We start from the raw sequence: 15,562 nt of genomic DNA on the forward strand, positions 1-15,562 counted from the left end.
GGCGTGATCATGGCAGGGGGATGGCTCAGGTCTTGTCGATCAACGAGGGATCAGTGGGGTTTTGAGAGGTTCCCATACCATGCAGCCGGGCGCTCGCTGCGCTCCAATGCCCATCCACCGTAGCTTCACACACTGCCATGCGCCGCCTTTGCCTGCCCTTGATCTGCTGCGCGCTGCTGGGGGTCTCGCCGCTCGCGCGGGCCGCGCCGGACGCCGCCTGCCCCGCGCTGCTGGACCACACCGTCCTGCGGCTGCAGGACGAGGCGCCGCAGTCGCTGTGCCAGTACGCCGGCAAGGTGCTGCTGGTGGTCAACACCGCGAGCTACTGCGGTTTCACCGGGCAGTACGAGGGCCTGGAGGCGCTGCACGCGCGCTACCGCGACCGGGGGCTGGTGGTGCTGGGCTTTCCGTCGAACGACTTCGCGCAGGAAACGGGCAGCAACGCCGAGATCGCCGAGTTCTGCGCAAACACCTTCGGCGTGCGCTTTCCCATGTTCACCAAGGGCCATGTGCGCGGCGCGCAGGCGGCGCCGCTGTACCGCGCGCTGGCCGCGGCGGCCGACGGGCAGACGCCGCGCTGGAACTTCCACAAGTACCTGGTGAGCCGCTCCGGCCGGGTGGTGGGCAGCTACGGCAGCTCCGTCGCGCCGGACAACGGGGCGCTGGTGCAGGCCATCGAGCGGCAGCTGGCGGCGCCGCATTGAGCGCCGTCCGGTTTTTCACATTTTTTAAAAGAAAGGGCTGGAACTTTCGCCAAGCAGCCCCACTCTAGGAGGTACCCGTCGGCGAGAATGTTCGCGCGGCACTGCAAGACACTGTTTTTCATGTTGCGAAGCCTTCCGGACCTGTTTCCGGATGCAATCCTGAGGCGCTTCTCCTCCCTCCCTCTCTTACTTCGTTTCAGGGCGCTTCGCAACTTTTTTATATGCGCAAAAAAAGCGCGCCTTCCCCCGGCGGAAGGCGCGCTTTTTTCATGGGGCCGATCAGCGCGGCGGCTGGGTGTCCGCGAAGCTGGGGCGCTGCATGAGCTTGTCGAGCAGGCGGCCCAGGTGGGGGTGGTCGGTGCGCCACGCCAGCTGCGGGAAACGGAATTCCAGCCACGCCAGCGTGCAGCCCACGGCGATGTCAGACAGGCTCAGGTGAACGCCGCTGCAGTACGGCTTGTCGCCCAGCCCCTGGGCCATGGCCTGCAGGCCCGCGCGCACCTTGCCCATCTGCCGGTCGATCCAGGCCTGGCTGCGCTCGCCGTCCTGGCGATGGGGCCAAGTGGCCTCCAGCCGTGCAAGGATGGCGGCGTCCAGCACGCCGTCGGCCAGCGCTTCCCAGGTCTTGACCTCGGCGCGCTCGCGGCCCTGGGCGGGGATGAGCCGGCCCACGGGCGAGAGGGTGTCGAGGTATTCGACGATCACGCGCGAGTCGAACACCGCCTCGCCGCCTTCCATCACCAGGCAGGGCACCTTGCCCAGGGGGTTGGAGGCGTTGATGGCCGTCTCCTCGGACCATACGTCTTCCGTCTGGAAGCGGTAGTCCAGTTTCTTTTCGGCCAGCACCACGCGCACCTTGCGCACATAGGGGCTCGTGGGAGATCCGATGAGTTTCATGGCTGGGGTCGCGCCGCGCGGGCGGCTTGTGTGGTGGGGGGCGGCCGATTCTAGCCAGACCTCGCGCCGGGGGCGCGCACCTACAATCGGCGCCCATGAGCCTGTCCACCATCACCGCCCTGTCTCCCCTCGACGGCCGCTACGCGGCCAAACTGTCCGCCCTGCGCCCCATCATGAGCGAGCACGGCTACATGCACCGCCGCGTGCAGGTGGAGGTGGCGTGGTTCATCGCGCTGTCGGATGCGGGCTTCGCGGAGTTTCCGCCGCTGTCCACGGGCGCGCGCGCCTACCTGCTGGGCCTGGTGCGGCACTTCTCCGAGGCCGATTCGGCCGCCATCAAGGAGATCGAGAAGACCACCAACCACGACGTGAAGGCGGTGGAATACTGGATCAAGTCCAAGTTCGAGGCCCGCCCCGAGCTGGAAAAGGCCGCCGAGTTCGTGCACTTCGCCTGCACCAGCGAAGACATCAACAACACCAGCCACGCGCTGCAGCTGCGCTCGGGCCGCGACCAGGTGATCCTGCCGGGGCTGGACCGCATCGTGCTCAAGCTGCGCGAAATGGCCCACCAGTTCGCCGACGTGCCCATGCTCAGCCGCACCCACGGCCAGACGGCCAGCCCCACCACCGTGGGCAAGGAGCTGGCCAACGTGGTGGTGCGCCTGCAGGGCGCCGTGGAGCGCATCGCCGCGGTGAAGATCCTCGGCAAGATGAATGGCGCGGTGGGCAACTACAACGCCCACCTGTCGGCCTGGCCCGAGTTCGACTGGGAGGCCTTCAGCCGCAAGGTGGTCGAGACGCCCGAGCCGCAGGGCCTGGGCCTCACCTTCCAGCCCTACAGCATCCAGATCGAGCCGCACGACTACATGGCCGAGCTGTTCGACGCCGTGGCCCGCGCCAACACCATCCTGGTGGACCTGTCGCGCGACGTGTGGGGCTATGTGAGCCTGGGCTACTTCAAGCAAAAGCTCAAGGCGGGCGAGATCGGCTCGTCCACCATGCCGCACAAGGTCAACCCCATCGACTTCGAGAATGCCGAAGGCAACCTGGGCTTGGCCAACGCGCTGCTGCGCCACCTGTCGGACAAGCTGCCCGTGAGCCGCTGGCAGCGCGACCTGACGGACAGCACCGTGCTGCGCAACATCGGCGTGGCGCTGGGCTACGCGACGCTGGCCTACACCTCGCTGATGACGGGCCTGAACAAGCTCGAACTCAACCAGCAGGCGCTGGCCAGCGACCTGGACACGAGCTGGGAAGTGCTGGCCGAGCCCATCCAGACCGTCATGCGCCGCTACGGCGTGGCCGGCGCCTACGAGAAGCTCAAGGAAGTCACGCGCGGCCAGACGGTGACGGCCGAGGCGCTGCACGCGCTCGTCAAAGGCCTGGAGATCCCGCAGGCCGACAAGGACCGCCTGCTGGCCATGACCCCTGGCAGCTATACCGGCAAGGCCGCCGAGCTGGCCCGCCGGGTGTAAAAACCATAGCTGCCTGCGCTTTCCAGCCGGGCATTTGCAATACGAAGAGCTGCCAAAGCGAGCGATAACAAGCGCAGGCAGCTCTTGTTTTTGAAGCATCCATGGCCCTCAAATCCACCATCTTCAAGGCGAACCTGCAGATCGCCGACATCGACCATGGCTACTACGCTGACCACCAGCTCACCCTGGCGCGCCATCCCAGCGAGACGGACGAACGCATGATGGTGCGCCTGGCGGCGCTGGCGCTCAACGCCTGGCAGCTGCAGGCGCTGTGCCAGGGCGACGGCACGCTTGCCTTCGGCGCGGGCCTGTCCGACCCGGACGACCCTGACATCTCGCTGACCGACTTCACCGGCCGCAAGCGCCTGTGGATCGAGGTCGGCCAGCCCGAGGACAAGCCCCTGGCCAAGGCCGCCAGCAAGGCGGACGCGGTGCTGGTCTACGCCTTCCACCACGCGGCCGAGGTCTGGTGGAAGGGCATCGAGAACAAGCTGACGCGCCAGGACCGCCTGCAGGTCTGGCGCCTGCCGAGCGAATCGGCGCAGCAGCTCGTCCAGCTGGCCGAGCGCAGCATGCAGCTGCAGGCCACGGTGCAGGAAGGCGCGCTCACGCTCGGCAGCGAGCGCGGCAGCGTGCACGTGGAACCGCTGCGCTGGAAATAGCGCCGGGCTTTTTCAGCGCGGCATCAGCGCGCCGCAGTTCCAGCACTGCTCGAAACCGCCCTCGACGCGCTCGCCGCAGCCGGGGCACAGCCACTGGCGCTGGGGCAGGCGCTCCAGGTCGCGCAGCAGTTCGCGGGCGCGCTCGGCATGCTCCGCATGGGTCAGCCAGATCTCGGGCAGGCACTCGCCCGGCGGCAAATGCCCGGCCGCCGCGCCCAGGTGCTGGCGCTGCACCGACGCGGGCATGCCGGCCTCGCACAGCAGGTCGCTCCACAGCGTGGCGATGGCGATGTTGGGTGCCTGGGTCAAGCGCAGCATGCGGCCCACGATAGCCGCGAAGCGCGGGGGCGTAAAGCCGGCCCGTCAGATCCCTTCGGCCGCGCGCTCGGCATAGCGCGTGAAGCGCAGCGCCGTGCCCTCGCGCGTGATGCGCCGCCACACGGCGCGCTTGTCCGCCGGGCCCATGGACAGCCAGTGCTGCACCTCGGCGAAGCTGCGCCCGCAGCCCTTGCACCATTCGTCGCCCTGGCTCGTGGAGCAGATGGCGATGCAGGGCGTGTCGGGCGTGGTGGCGTACCAGTCCAGCCAGGCCGCCATGGCCGGGGCCGGCACATCCTGCGGCGCGATCTCGTGCACGCGCGCGAACACCATGCGCCCATACACCTCGGCCAGCGCCGCCAGCCCGGGCGCCAGCGCCACGCCGTCGGGCGACGGCGCACGGGCGCGCCAGTGGTTGATGGCGGCCTCGATGTCGGTGATGTGGATGGCGGCGGTCATGTGCGGGACAAAAGGAGGCGGCATGATAGTCCGCCCTCCGCCGCCCCTTGCGCAGCCACGGTTATGCGTGTTTTTGCGAATCCGCATCGCGGAAAACACGCTTTGCCATGGATCAGGAACTGTGTTCAAATCGCGGCCTTCAAGGGGGAGTAGCTCCCCGTGGGCAGGCGCCTTCGCAAGCAGGGCCGCATGCCGACGGATGTCAGGTCGTCAAGACGAAGCCATGCGCTTCCGGCCTGCCAGGCGCGGTCACCGCCGCCGCCGAGCAAGACCTTTGAGCCACTGGCAACCCATGGTCGGCTCAAGGCGTCCCCCTTCCCCTGCAAGCAGGCAGGCGCGCCCCCCTTCCAGAGTGCCCGGTAATTGAACACAACCGGTTCCCCCGAACCGGCATTCGACCAACAAGGTATTCACAACATGGATTTGGACTTCCTCACCCACGCGCCGTTCTGGATCGCCCTGGGGCAGATCATCATCATCGACATCCTGCTGGGCGGCGACAACGCGGTCGTGATCGCACTGGCCTGCCGCAAGCTGCCGGCGGCCCAGCGCACCAAGGGCATCATCTGGGGCACGGCCGGCGCCATCATCCTGCGCGTCGTCCTCATCATCTTCGCGATGACGCTGCTGAACCTGCCCTTCCTGAAGGTGGTGGGCGCCATCCTGCTGGTATGGATCGGCGTGAAGCTGCTGGCGCCCGACGAAGACGGGCACGGCAACGTGGCCGAGAGCGACAAGCTGCTGGCCGCCATCAAGACCATCATCGTGGCCGACCTGGTCATGTCGGTGGACAACGTGATCGCCATCGCCGGTGCCGCGCAGAGCTCGGGCGAGCACTCCACCCTGCTGGTGGTGCTGGGCCTGCTGATCTCCATTCCCATCATCGTCTGGGGCTCGCAGCTGGTCATCAAGCTCATGGAACGCTTCCCCTTCATCATCGTGGCCGGCGGCATGCTGCTGGGCTGGATCGCGGGCGGCATGCTGGTGACCGACCCCGTGTTCGTGAACCCCGACAAGTGGCAGTGGATGCCCAAGCTGGGCAGCGTGGACGAGCAGGGCTTGGCCGTGATCTCGCGCACCCTGTATTGGTCCGCACACATCGCCGGCGCCCTGCTGGTGCTGGCAATCGGCAAGGCCATCATGGCGCGCCGCGCGCCGGCCGAGCCGGCGCAGCACGGTTGAAGAGCGGCACGGCAGAGCAAGGGGCCGCCATGCACAAAGCCATCGTGTACATCGACGACGCCGCCCACGCGCGGCAGGTCCTCGCGCCGCTGGTCACCGGTGCGCAAGCCGCCACGACCCACTGGGTGCTGGTGGCCTGCGCCCCGCGCATGACGCACCGCATCAGCAAGTGGGTGAGCCACAGCGCGCGGGAAAACTGGCGCGCCAAGTGGGCCGACAAGCTCTTCGCGCAGGTACAGCCCTGGGTGGAAGCCGCTGGCGGCCCCGTGAGCACCGTGCTGGCCAAAGGCCCGCTGCCTGAACTGCTCGTCCAGTTGCAGGCCGAGCATGGCGCCGGCATCCCGGTGGTGGATGCCCGCCGGCCCAAGGTGGAGCAAGAGGCGCAGGCGCCCGCTCCGGTGGCCACACCTCAGCCGGCCAGCACCACCGTCGTCACCCGCAAGCCGCCGCGCCGCTGGTCGGTGCCGGGCTCACTCACCAGCCTGGGCCTGCTGTTCATGCTGGCCACGGACTGACAGCGTCGCCCGCGGGTCCGGTGCTATGCTGGGCCCCATGCGACTACTGCTCAAATGGCTGCTGAGCGCAGCCGCCCTGCTCTGCGTGGCCTACATCTACAGCGGCGTGGAAGTGCGGAGCTTCGGCTCCGCCCTGCTGGCCGCATTCGTCATTGGCCTGTTCAACGCGGTGCTGCGCCCGGTGCTCGTGATCCTCACGCTGCCGGTCACCATCGTCACCATCGGGCTGTTCCTTTTCGTCATCAACGCCCTCATGTTCTGGGGTGCCGCCTCGGTGCTGGGCGACGGCTTCCAGGTCCAGGGGTTCACGGCGGCGCTGATCGGCTCGCTGATCTACTCGGCGCTGGGCCTGCTCATCGAATCAGCGCTCGGCGGCCTGTTCCTTCAGAAGTGACTGCACGGCACGCAGCCGCGTGTCGATGATCGACGCCTCGATGTAGTCGAACCCCGCCCCCCCGCGCCGCGCCATGTCCTGCCCCGCCTTGAAGCGGTCCACCGCCGCCGCATAGTCGTAGCGCGCCACCTGCGCCTCGGCATCGGCGCGCACCGCGCGCAGCGGCTGGTTCTGCTGCTGCCACGCCTGCGACAGTGCCTGCCATGCGCCCGCATCGCGCGGGTGCGTGGCCACCCAGGTCTGCAGCGTGCCCGTCATCTCGGCCGCGCGGCCGGTGCGCAGCAGGGCCTGGGTGCGCAGCAGCATCTCCGGCCGCGCCGCGGCCTGCGCGTCCGCTTCGTCCAGATAGGCCAGCGCCGCCTGGGGCTGGCCGGCGGCCAGTTCCACCTCGGCCCCCAGCAGCCGCGCCTGGCGCGCGCCCGCCGCATCGCCCTGCACATCGGCCTGCAGGCCACGCAGCGCCTTGCGTGCCGCGTCCATGTCCTGGAGCTGTAGCGCACTCAGCGCGGCCGCATACCGGGCCGCCACGCGCTGCGCCACGGGCCGCGCGGCAAAGCCTGCATCCTGCGGCTCGGCCACCCATTGGCGCCACGCATCTACACCAGGGCGCATCAGCACGCGGGCGCGTGCGGACATCATCACGTGCTCCAGCGTGGCTGGCGCGGGCTTGGCCGCATCGGACCCGACGCGGCTGTGCATGTCGGCAATGCGCTGCGTGGTCAGCGGATGGCTGCGCAAATAGGGCCAGCTGCCGTTGTCGTTGATGCGGTTGGCCTGCTGCAGCTTGTCGAACATGCTCACGAAGCCCTGCGGCGCGAAGCCCGCGGGTGCCATCAAGCCATAGCCCACGCGGTCGGCCTCGCGCTCCATGTCGCGCGAGAAATTGAGCTGGTTCTGCACCGCCAGCGCCTGCCCGCCCACCATCAGCGCCTGCGCCGCGTCTGGGCTGCGGCTGGCCGCCAGCGCGCCCAGGATCATCGCGCCCAGCATCAGCGGCGTCTGCCGTCCCTGCTGCGCAATCAGCCGCGCGATATGCCGCTGCGTAACGTGACTCAACTCGTGCGCCAGCACCGAGGCCAGCTCATCGCGCGTGCCCACCACGGCAATCAAGCCCAAGTGCACGCCGAAATACCCCCCCGGCAAGGCAAAGGCATTCACCGTGCGGTCGCGGCCCAGCAGGATGTCCCACGCGAAACGCTCCTCCAGCTCGGACGACAGCTCGCCACGCGCCTTGGCGGCCTGCACCAGGGAGCGGAACAGGCCCTGCACATACTCGTTGAGAACCGCATCGTCGATGTAGTCAGGGTCGCGGTACAGCTCGCGGATGATGCTGTCGCCTAGCTTGCGCTCGGCGCTGGTCGTGATCTCCGCGCCGTCACCCAGCGTGGGCAACGCGGTCTGCGCCAGGGCGCAAGGCATCTGGACAGTCCCCATTGCTACGAAAAAAGAAGCTGCCAGCGCTCGCCCCATCTGCCCTGAAGGTCTTTTTGGCTTGAAACTTTGCACGAAACTCCTTTGTCCAACCCTGCGGCACATCACCGTATGATGCCCCGGCCCGGTGAATGTTTCGCGCCCGTTTGTAACCCGCCATGCCCACATCCGCTTCCCCCCTCACCCACTTCGACGCCCAGGGCCAGGCCCACATGGTGGACGTGAGCGCCAAGCCCGCCACCCGCCGCATCGCCATCGCCACCGGTCGCATCACCATGCAGCCCGCCACGCTGGACCTGGTGGCATCCGGCACCGCGAAGAAGGGCGACGTGCTAGGCGTTGCACGCATCGCCGGCATCATGGCCGCCAAGAAGACCAGTGAGCTGATCCCCCTGTGCCACCCCTTGGCCCTCACCCGCGTGGCGGTGGAGTTCGAGCTGCTGCACGCTGAAAATGCCGTGCAGTGCTCCGCCACCGTGGAAACCGTGGGCCCCACCGGTGTGGAAATGGAAGCACTGACCGCCGTGCAGGTGGCGCTGCTCACCATCTACGACATGTGCAAGGCGGCCGACAAGCGCATGGTGATGACCGGCGTGCAGGTGCTGGAGAAGCACGGAGGCAAATCGGGGAGTTTTGTGGCCTGACACGGCCGGAGCGTGATGGCCTGCCCGGAGGGACTCGAACCCCCGACCTATTGCTTAGAAGGCAATTGCTCTATCCGGTTGAGCTACGGGCAGCATGCGCGAGAAAGGGCGGATCATACGAGGAAACACCCTCAGGCTGGCGCCTGGCGGGTTCAGAGAGGAACCTTCTCGCGCTCCACCCGCCAGCAGGAAATCAGGCGGCAATCCCCGCCGCTCCACCACGTCCACCCTGAAGGGCAGATCGCTTTGCTCGAACGCATCCTGCAGGGCCGCCCATTCATCCCAGGCGAGCGGCTGCCGGGTCTGCAGCAACAAATAAGAAAGAAAAAGGGCGTGCCCTGCCCGCCACACGCGATCCAAACACCCAGAGTTCGGGCAGGTAACCGCCACACTCACCCGTTGGCAGAACAGCGTGGACATGCACACCCGACCTTAAGTGCAACGCTGGCAGGAACTGGTCCAGCAGGGCCTTGACCCCACAACCCACGCGACTGCGTAGCGCACGGCGCATGTGCTTGAAGAACTGCTTGGCTCGGACATCGCGCCAGATCTGCTCGGCCAGCTTGGGGGCGATGCAGTTGTAGTTCTGGTGCAGCTTCAGCCCAAGCGCCTGGGCAGCCTTGTCCTGTAAATCACACCGCACCTACACCCAGCAAATGCAACGCCCATTAAGGAGTTGCGCATTACTCAGGGCAGGCTATTTAATTCGAAAATGCAAAAAAGGCACTTCATCCATTTTGAAGTAACCCTTTGAAAGATCATCACCAAATATCGGTGGATGATCCCCAACCACCACAACCTCTACCCCTGAGAGTTCTTTACGCTGCACCAGCTTTGCCAACCCTTCGAAAAATTGGACATGAAGATTGTGGTAATTGCACAATCCATCCTTGTATCCGGCATCAAAAACATCATCACACAAACTCTCTCTGAATTTAGAAATATCCCTTCGATCGTATGGCATATGAGAATTCAACGTCAGCCAATACAAAAATACCTTCTCAGCAGAGTTTAGTTTATCGCCGGCCATCCCAAATAAATTTTCATCACAATATCCCGGAAACGAATAGCATTGCTTATCCTGAGATATTGGAAGTACCTCTTTAAAAATCATCTCACCAAATCCAACAACAGGATACCAAAGTAGTCTATCATACATCACCCCATGCGCCCCATGCACAGATATAGTTTTATATCCCTGACGCCCAAGCATTCTCGGATAGCATTCCCCTAGATGCTCTTCTGATATTTTTTCCAGATTTAGTTTGGTGGGCACTTTTCCACAAAGTTCGCGAAACTCCGCAAATGCAGTCGCCCCAATGGCATGAACAGTACCCACTCGCACATCCCGGATAGCACGGCTATTTTTTATAATTCCAATCTGAGCATCGAGTATTACCTCATTATTTGGCCTACCCCACGATTCGGCAATGATAAATAAAACTTTACTCGGAGCAGCCTTGTTCTCAACAACCTTACCAAAGATCTGCATAAACGCCGAGGGCCACCCAATAGGAACATATTCTACATTGTCGTGACTTCTAAGATTAAATATCTGCCTATTTTGTTGAACAATGCTTTCAGAAAAATAGATAGAACTTCCAACAATCAATTTTCCTCTATCCATCAGAGCAGGAAACAGAAAATTTCCATCTCTAAAAGAAAATGCAATCTGAAGAAATACAAGAAATATGACTGCGGAAATAATGTGCATCCTCGACACCTTTTTTAAAAAGTGACACCCCCCACAATACAACACCACCGCAAACATTAAAAAAACTATCACCCCTCCCACATATGCAGGCCTCGCCTCGAATATAAATTTTGCTATTGTCTTGAATTGGGAATAATCAAACAAAAACAAAATCGATGAAGCACCAAGAATAGCCTCCCATCCAATCGCCAGGAAGAAGATCACTCCCCCCAGCCACCACCACCCAAACGCAGCGACAATAAAGGCAAGAAGCAATTCAAGACTGATCAGATAGCGCTTATATCCAAAATGGATCGAAACCCATTCAAACATGCACTCCAGAAGCAAGAAAAGCAGAAAAAAGCAAAGAAATGCTTTCAGAGAGGAAATAACCCGAGCCTTCTCGGATTCAAAATGACCAACCATTTTATATTACCTGTGCATCAGAAACCATCGACAGGCAAGAAAACAATAGTTTGCCCCGTTTTTCTGCTCAACACAACGACCCACTCCAAAGAGCGAAAACTAGTGACAGGCAACCACACCATATCGACTTCAGGTATACCGGCCTGCGCAATCTTGTCATTGATCATTTTTTCAGCATCGGGTCTCTTCTTTTTCAAGTCCGCGACAGCATGTGCTCTTGCCTTTACCCGATCGATACTATATTCATAATCCTGCCACCAATCCGGCCTGAAAGCTGGACTGAACCCACGCAAGGATAAATCCAGGCTCTCCATCATTTCCGCGCCATTCGCAGGAGTCCGGGTACCAATCAGGCGGACGCCCGCCCAGGGCAGGCGATGGAGCCGCTCTGATTCGGGCTTTAAATCATCCTTTTTAATATCTGCGTACGTCACAACCTGGAATCGATCCACTTCAAACGCCAAATAAATCGGCCTCGTGTGCCAGAGAGAATACAGCCCATAAGTCAGTGCGCCAAGCTGGATCAGACCAATGCAACCAAGATCCAGCATCAGCTCACGCAAGGGTTTGCGTGAATTGAACACGACGGCGGTAAGCAAGGGGCCACAAACGACATCTACCCCGACTATCAGCCAAAATAAGTGGCCACCACCAGCCAGCTCACGATAGGGATAAGGAAACCAAAGCCCGAAAGTCACGCCAGCCGTGATCACGGCGATCACCAAGCTCAAAGAGAAATGCCATGAAACGGCACGGATTACCGAACGTTTATCTTTCTCTCTATGCATTTCACCTACGCACTCCTGCAAATCACAAAAGCAAAAGAGGAGCGCTTGGCGCTCCTCTTTTAATACTTTAATGCTGGCTGATTAACGGCATTCTGCTGGAGAGAATTTTTCTTCGACGCCTGTTGCGACCGTAGTAAACGTTCCCATGTTACGGGAGTTTGCAGTTGCAACGCCTTTCCCGATACAGGCCCAGTCAATAGCACCGGTACGACCAGCAGTCCATGCCGCAGCCAAAGTCTCTGCAGCGGCCGAAGCACTCCCCGAACGCACCCGCGGGTGCAGTTGAATAACATTCCTGGTTCCCAGAGAACCTACAGCAGCCGCTTTATAGGTGATAGCGATATAACCGTTTGCTGCTCCTGCTGCAGATGAACCGGATTCTGCAAAGAGAACCGAATTGACATACTTGGAGTTTGCACCAGTACCACCTGCTTGAGCATTCCAGTTGGCGGTATACCGACGATAGTCGTCGATGCTTGCAGTACCATCCGTTGCCAAACCAGCACGCGCAGGATTAGCCAAGGCAAAACCTTCCGTAACACGTGCACGCACCGTATAGTCTTGATAAGCAGGAAGTGCCACGGCGGCCAGAATACCGATAATCGCCACGACGATCATCAGTTCGATCAAGGTAAAACCTTGTTGGAGCTTGCGCTTCATAAATTTCTCCTCGGAGTATTGAGACAACACCTCCAGGAAAATCCGGAGGTTATCCAAGTACCGCATCTTCTATGCCAGGTGGCGCTTGCAACTGAACGCCTCCTGATCTTCCTCTCAGTCCGTGGTTTTCGCCCCAACAAAGCGACACATTTGTCACCCATGGTTGTTACCTTTTGCCAAATGCGTACTATGGGCGCGTGCAAGACAAACCTGTGGTGGAACCTGGGAAAAAATTGAGTGTTTTTTGGCTCAAACGCTTATACGGCAAGTGCAAGCCGCTATCTTTTTTGATGCGTGACTTGCCGTGTGTTCACCGCAGAATGAACTCCATCTCGGTCCCGGCCAACGCAACACGATCCCCGTCTGCCAACGGCATGGGTTCGGCGCCGATAGGGTTGCCATTGAGCTGCGGAAACTCCTCGCCTTCCACATGCGCAAGCACGTAGCCATGGTGCCGCTTGGTGATGGAGGCCACGGCCACACCGGGCTTGCCAATGGTGGTAACCACTTTCAGCAGGGCCACTTCGCGCCCGGCGGCGGGGCCGGACAGCACGCGTACGGCGGCGCTGAAGACCGCCGGGGGCGGCGGGAGGGGTGCGGCCTTCTGCGGCGGGAGCGCGCCGGGCTTGAAGAGCATGGTTTTCTCGAAGGCCGGCGCCTCTTCCTCGTTCAGGAACCGGATCTTGTACTTGCCGACCTCCACCGTGTCGCCGCTGCGCAGCGTCTGGCGCTTGACGGCCTTGCCGTTGACGTAGGTTCCGTTGGTGCTGTTCAGGTCCTCGACCTCGACTTCACCACCCGTCAAATGAAACACCGCATGCTCGCCGCTGACGGCCAGATTGTCGATCACCACATCGTTATAAGGGCGTCGCCCCACGGCCGTGTGCTCCTTGACGAGCGGGGCTTCCTTGATGACGACTCCGTCGATAGAGACGACCAGTCTGGGCATGTTCTTTTTCCTTCTGCAGCCAATTATTCGGAAACAAAAGCAAGTTTCAGGCTCACGGCGCGCGAAGCAGCCGGGACATCAGTCCGCGTTTTCCACCGGGCGCAGATGTCCGCACGAGCAGCACGCTGATGTTGTCGCGCCCGCCCAGGGCATTGGCCAAGTCGATCATGCGCTGTGCCTTGTCCTTCAATGGAATGGCTTGGCGGGCAATGGCGGCAAGGTCATCGTCATTCACCATATCGGTCAGACCGTCCGAACACAGGATGAACAGGTCCTGCTGCTCCACCGCGAATTCGTTGACCTCGATGTGCACCGTGCCTTCCACGCCCAACGCTCGCGTGACAAGGTTGCGCTGGCCTGATCTCGCAGCCTCCTCTGGGGTTAGAAGGCCCGCGTCGATCTGCTCCTGCAGCCAGGAGTGGTCCCGCGTGATCTGCTTCAGTACGCCTGCGCGCAGCCGGTAGCAGCGCGAGTCGCCTACGTGGCCCAGGATCAGGCGGTCACCAAGGAACACAGCAACGACCAAGGTGGTGCCCATGCCCATGTATTGAGGGTTGGCCAGCGATGCACCCAGAATGGCATGATTGGCGTTGTCCACGCAGGCCTCCATGGCCCGGCGCACGTCGGCAGCATCGGCATTCGTGCCTTGCTCCTGCAGCCAGCGGACCATCTCCGTACCGATGTAGGTCGTGGCCATGCCGCTGGCCACCTCGCCGGCGTTGTAGCCGCCCATGCCATCGGCCAGGATGGCCAGTTGGGCCGATGCGTCGATGGCTACCGCATCTTCATTGTTCGAGCGCACGCGCCCGGTGTCGGTCAATGCGTGGAACTCGTAACTCAACTGGGGCAGAGCTTTCATAGAACATCCGAAAACCTGCCGCGCGATGAGGGGCCGGGTGGGGAGGACGGGTCCATGATCGTCTGCTGGAAATCGGCCATGGCATCGCCCGGTGCATCGGAATTCGCATCATAGACGAGGCTTTCGGCTGCTCCACGGGTTATCTGTTCAGGCAAGTACGTTTCGCAGGCGCGCAGATCCTGCGCCAGCTCGGCGCCGGTCGCATACCGGTCCTCGCACTCCTTGGCCAGCAAGCGCGCAACGATGGCCGCCAGAGCCGGCGGCAATTCCGGGCGCACGTCGCGCAGGTTGGGAGCGGGCTCGTGGACGATGCGCTGCATCAGCTCTGCCATGGTGCGCCCCCGCAGTGGCAGAGTGCCCGTGAGCAATTGGAACAAGGTGACGCCCAACGCATACAGGTCGGAACGCCCATCCACGGCTTGTCCCATCAATTGCTCGGGCGGCATGAAGCTGGGTGTGCCCAGTACCAGGCCCGTGCGGGTCTTGTGACCATCGGTGATGCGGGCGATACCGAAATCCATGACTTTGACCGTGTCCGTCGCTGCATCGAACATGATGTTGGCGGGCTTGATGTCACGGTGGATCACCTGGTGCGCATGGGCATAGTGCAGCGCCTGGGCAATGCGAGCAGCGATACCCAACACTTGCCACACCGGCAGCAAGCGGCCCGGCGCACAGGCAGCGGACAGGTCCTGCCCCTGCAGCCGCTCCATGGCGATGTAGGCCACGCCCTGCGCGTCGCCACTGTCGTGGATGCGCACGATGCACGAATGCTGCAAACGACCCGCTGCGGCGGCCTCGCGAAAGAACCGCTGGCGCGCCTCGTCCAGCGCGGCGCCTTCGAACTCCTGGCCCAGCGACAGAGTCTTGAGGGCGAGCTCCTGCCCTGTCGCAGGATCGCGTGCGAGGTAGACCGCCCCCATCGCGCCTCGACCCAGGATGCACTCCGGTTGGTAAGGGCCCAGGCGCGGAAGCAGTGCTGAACCGCCGCTCGGCAGGGCTTGCACCGCCGGTGCTTGAAGGGCACGCAGGGCGTGCTGGATATCCTTGACACGCTGATGGCCTGTCCTGGCTGCTTCGTGATTCGCATCGCGCTGGAGCACATGCTTGAACACCTTGCGGGCCTTGCCCAGGTCCCGCTGGCGCTCGAAGCCTCCTGCCAGCATGCACAAGCTCTGCAGCAGTTCAGGGGATGTCGGCAGATGGCGAAAGAGGCCGAACGCCTCTTCCAACTGCCCTTGTTCCTGCAAGGCCATGCCTCGCTGGTACCGCCTCGCATACGCCGCAGCACCACGGGACGATGGACGTTGCCCGGCCTTCCGCTGGCTGGAGGCCCATGCGCCCAGCAGGCACGACGCCAGTACGCATCCCAGCAACGCCCAACGCCATTCCAGCCACAGCAGCAGCCCTCCCGCCAATACGAACAGGCAAGCGGCTGCCAAGGCCCACCCCCACCCTGGACGCACTTTCTGCGAAAGAGCCCTTGTCTTGGCCATTGCACCGACC

17 protein-coding genes, 1 tRNA gene and 1 pseudogene are annotated in these 15,562 nt (G+C 62.6%); 7 read left to right on the forward strand and 12 right to left on the reverse strand.

The features are described from left to right. Positions 1-137 precede the first annotated feature (137 nt). A complete protein-coding gene (locus AVS7_RS12770) occupies positions 138-704 on the forward strand; it encodes a glutathione peroxidase (protein WP_024001505.1) in 567 nt (188 codons plus the stop codon). A gap of 279 nt (positions 705-983) precedes the next feature. Here the strand turns inward: AVS7_RS12770 and AVS7_RS12775 are convergent, their stop codons facing one another. Continuing rightward, positions 984-1,601 carry a glutathione S-transferase N-terminal domain-containing protein gene (locus AVS7_RS12775; RefSeq protein WP_024001506.1) on the reverse strand — a complete coding sequence of 206 codons (618 nt, stop codon included), beginning with the start codon at positions 1,599-1,601 and terminating at the stop codon, positions 984-986. Between the two features lie 95 nt (positions 1,602-1,696). On the opposite strand from AVS7_RS12775, the gene purB reads away from it, so the two are divergent. Beyond that, positions 1,697-3,076 carry an adenylosuccinate lyase gene (gene purB, locus AVS7_RS12780; RefSeq protein WP_020228796.1) on the forward strand — a complete coding sequence of 460 codons (1,380 nt, stop codon included), beginning with the start codon at positions 1,697-1,699 and terminating at the stop codon, positions 3,074-3,076. A 101-nt stretch (positions 3,077-3,177) separates the two neighbouring features. Beyond that, positions 3,178-3,738 (forward strand): YaeQ family protein, encoded by a 561-nt coding sequence (locus AVS7_RS12785; RefSeq protein WP_020228797.1) that lies wholly within the window; start codon positions 3,178-3,180, stop codon positions 3,736-3,738. Between the two features lie 12 nt (positions 3,739-3,750). On the opposite strand, the gene AVS7_RS12790 is transcribed toward AVS7_RS12785, so the two are convergent. Further along, positions 3,751-4,056, reverse strand: coding sequence for a putative signal transducing protein (locus tag AVS7_RS12790; protein WP_034690882.1), 306 nt, complete (start codon positions 4,054-4,056; stop codon positions 3,751-3,753). A gap of 45 nt (positions 4,057-4,101) precedes the next feature. Continuing rightward, positions 4,102-4,515: a DUF3717 domain-containing protein gene (locus AVS7_RS12795; protein WP_020228799.1), complete on the reverse strand. Its 414-nt coding sequence runs from the start codon at positions 4,513-4,515 to the stop codon at positions 4,102-4,104. A 417-nt stretch (positions 4,516-4,932) separates the two neighbouring features. Here AVS7_RS12795 and AVS7_RS12800 point away from each other — a divergent pair, with 417 nt between their 5' ends. From AVS7_RS12800 to AVS7_RS12810, 3 genes are read left to right on the forward strand one after another with little or no spacing between them, the layout of a single operon-like run. Beyond that, positions 4,933-5,697: a TerC family protein gene (locus AVS7_RS12800; RefSeq protein WP_020228800.1), complete on the forward strand. Its 765-nt coding sequence runs from the start codon at positions 4,933-4,935 to the stop codon at positions 5,695-5,697. Positions 5,698-5,726: 29 nt separating this feature from the next. Further along, on the forward strand, positions 5,727-6,212 hold the full coding sequence (locus AVS7_RS12805) for a hypothetical protein (RefSeq protein WP_034690886.1): 486 nt from the start codon (positions 5,727-5,729) through the stop codon (positions 6,210-6,212). Positions 6,213-6,249: 37 nt separating this feature from the next. Beyond that, on the forward strand, positions 6,250-6,606 hold the full coding sequence (locus tag AVS7_RS12810; protein ID WP_034690888.1) for a phage holin family protein: 357 nt from the start codon (positions 6,250-6,252) through the stop codon (positions 6,604-6,606). Here the strand turns inward: AVS7_RS12810 and AVS7_RS12815 are convergent. Further along, a complete protein-coding gene (locus AVS7_RS12815) occupies positions 6,574-8,076 on the reverse strand; it encodes a M48 family metalloprotease (RefSeq protein WP_034690883.1) in 1,503 nt (500 codons plus the stop codon). The two genes, AVS7_RS12810 and AVS7_RS12815, sit on opposite strands and share 33 nt — an antisense overlap. A 119-nt stretch (positions 8,077-8,195) precedes the next feature. On the opposite strand from AVS7_RS12815, the gene moaC reads away from it, so the two are divergent. Next, on the forward strand, positions 8,196-8,681 hold the full coding sequence (moaC, locus tag AVS7_RS12820) for a cyclic pyranopterin monophosphate synthase MoaC (protein WP_024001508.1): 486 nt from the start codon (positions 8,196-8,198) through the stop codon (positions 8,679-8,681). A 16-nt stretch (positions 8,682-8,697) separates the two neighbouring features. Here moaC and AVS7_RS12825 read toward each other — a convergent pair. From AVS7_RS12825 to AVS7_RS12845, 8 genes and pseudogenes are all read right to left on the reverse strand, one after another. Further along, positions 8,698-8,774, reverse strand: a tRNA-Arg gene (locus AVS7_RS12825). 388 nt (positions 8,775-9,162) lie between these two features. After that, positions 9,163-9,303 (reverse strand): annotated as a pseudogene (locus AVS7_RS25170) (IS5/IS1182 family transposase); the annotation flags it as partial. Positions 9,304-9,378: 75 nt separating this feature from the next. Continuing rightward, positions 9,379-10,707, reverse strand: coding sequence for a sulfatase-like hydrolase/transferase (locus AVS7_RS24440; RefSeq protein ID WP_144425102.1), 1,329 nt, complete (start codon positions 10,705-10,707; stop codon positions 9,379-9,381). A gap of 110 nt (positions 10,708-10,817) precedes the next feature. Continuing rightward, a complete protein-coding gene (gene tfpZ, locus AVS7_RS23830; RefSeq protein ID WP_024001512.1) occupies positions 10,818-11,588 on the reverse strand; it encodes a TfpX/TfpZ family type IV pilin accessory protein in 771 nt (256 codons plus the stop codon). 81 nt (positions 11,589-11,669) lie between these two features. After that, on the reverse strand, positions 11,670-12,248 hold the full coding sequence (locus tag AVS7_RS23835) for a prepilin-type N-terminal cleavage/methylation domain-containing protein (RefSeq protein WP_034690890.1): 579 nt from the start codon (positions 12,246-12,248) through the stop codon (positions 11,670-11,672). Between the two features lie 310 nt (positions 12,249-12,558). Next, entirely contained in the window at positions 12,559-13,197 is a 639-nt protein-coding gene (locus AVS7_RS12835; protein ID WP_020228805.1) for an FHA domain-containing protein, read from the reverse strand. Positions 13,198-13,249: 52 nt separating this feature from the next. Then, complete coding sequence (locus tag AVS7_RS12840; protein ID WP_024001514.1) at positions 13,250-14,056, reverse strand: Stp1/IreP family PP2C-type Ser/Thr phosphatase; 807 nt, start codon at positions 14,054-14,056, stop codon at positions 13,250-13,252. After that, entirely contained in the window at positions 14,053-15,312 is a 1,260-nt protein-coding gene (locus AVS7_RS12845; RefSeq protein WP_020228807.1) for a serine/threonine-protein kinase, read from the reverse strand. The genes AVS7_RS12840 and AVS7_RS12845 overlap by 4 nt, the downstream gene beginning before the upstream one ends. Positions 15,313-15,562: the final 250 nt, after the last annotated feature.

Source organism: Acidovorax sp. MR-S7 (genome assembly GCF_000400995.2).
In the GTDB taxonomy this organism is placed as follows: Bacteria; Pseudomonadota; Gammaproteobacteria; order Burkholderiales; family Burkholderiaceae_C; genus MR-S7.

Coding starts and splice junctions, on each gene's coding strand:
- AVS7_RS24440 (WP_144425102.1), bottom strand. CDS start 10,707: ATGTTTGAATGGGTTTCGATCCATTTTGGATATAAGCGCTATCTGATC.
- AVS7_RS12845 (WP_020228807.1), bottom strand. CDS start 15,312: ATGGCCTTGCAGGAACAAGGGCAGTTGGAAGAGGCGTTCGGCCTCTTT.
- AVS7_RS12795 (WP_020228799.1), bottom strand. CDS start 4,515: ATGACCGCCGCCATCCACATCACCGACATCGAGGCCGCCATCAACCAC.
- tfpZ (WP_024001512.1), bottom strand. CDS start 11,588: ATGCATAGAGAGAAAGATAAACGTTCGGTAATCCGTGCCGTTTCATGG.
- AVS7_RS12805 (WP_034690886.1), top strand. CDS start 5,727: ATGCACAAAGCCATCGTGTACATCGACGACGCCGCCCACGCGCGGCAG.
- AVS7_RS12770 (WP_024001505.1), top strand. CDS start 138: ATGCGCCGCCTTTGCCTGCCCTTGATCTGCTGCGCGCTGCTGGGGGTC.
- AVS7_RS12835 (WP_020228805.1), bottom strand. CDS start 13,197: ATGCCCAGACTGGTCGTCTCTATCGACGGAGTCGTCATCAAGGAAGCC.
- AVS7_RS12815 (WP_034690883.1), bottom strand. CDS start 8,076: ATGGGGCGAGCGCTGGCAGCTTCTTTTTTCGTAGCAATGGGGACTGTC.
- AVS7_RS12800 (WP_020228800.1), top strand. CDS start 4,933: ATGGATTTGGACTTCCTCACCCACGCGCCGTTCTGGATCGCCCTGGGG.
- AVS7_RS12840 (WP_024001514.1), bottom strand. CDS start 14,056: ATGAAAGCTCTGCCCCAGTTGAGTTACGAGTTCCACGCATTGACCGAC.
- AVS7_RS23835 (WP_034690890.1), bottom strand. CDS start 12,248: ATGAAGCGCAAGCTCCAACAAGGTTTTACCTTGATCGAACTGATGATC.
- purB (WP_020228796.1), top strand. CDS start 1,697: ATGAGCCTGTCCACCATCACCGCCCTGTCTCCCCTCGACGGCCGCTAC.
- moaC (WP_024001508.1), top strand. CDS start 8,196: ATGCCCACATCCGCTTCCCCCCTCACCCACTTCGACGCCCAGGGCCAG.
- AVS7_RS12775 (WP_024001506.1), bottom strand. CDS start 1,601: ATGAAACTCATCGGATCTCCCACGAGCCCCTATGTGCGCAAGGTGCGC.
- AVS7_RS12810 (WP_034690888.1), top strand. CDS start 6,250: ATGCGACTACTGCTCAAATGGCTGCTGAGCGCAGCCGCCCTGCTCTGC.
- AVS7_RS12785 (WP_020228797.1), top strand. CDS start 3,178: ATGGCCCTCAAATCCACCATCTTCAAGGCGAACCTGCAGATCGCCGAC.
- AVS7_RS12790 (WP_034690882.1), bottom strand. CDS start 4,056: ATGCTGCGCTTGACCCAGGCACCCAACATCGCCATCGCCACGCTGTGG.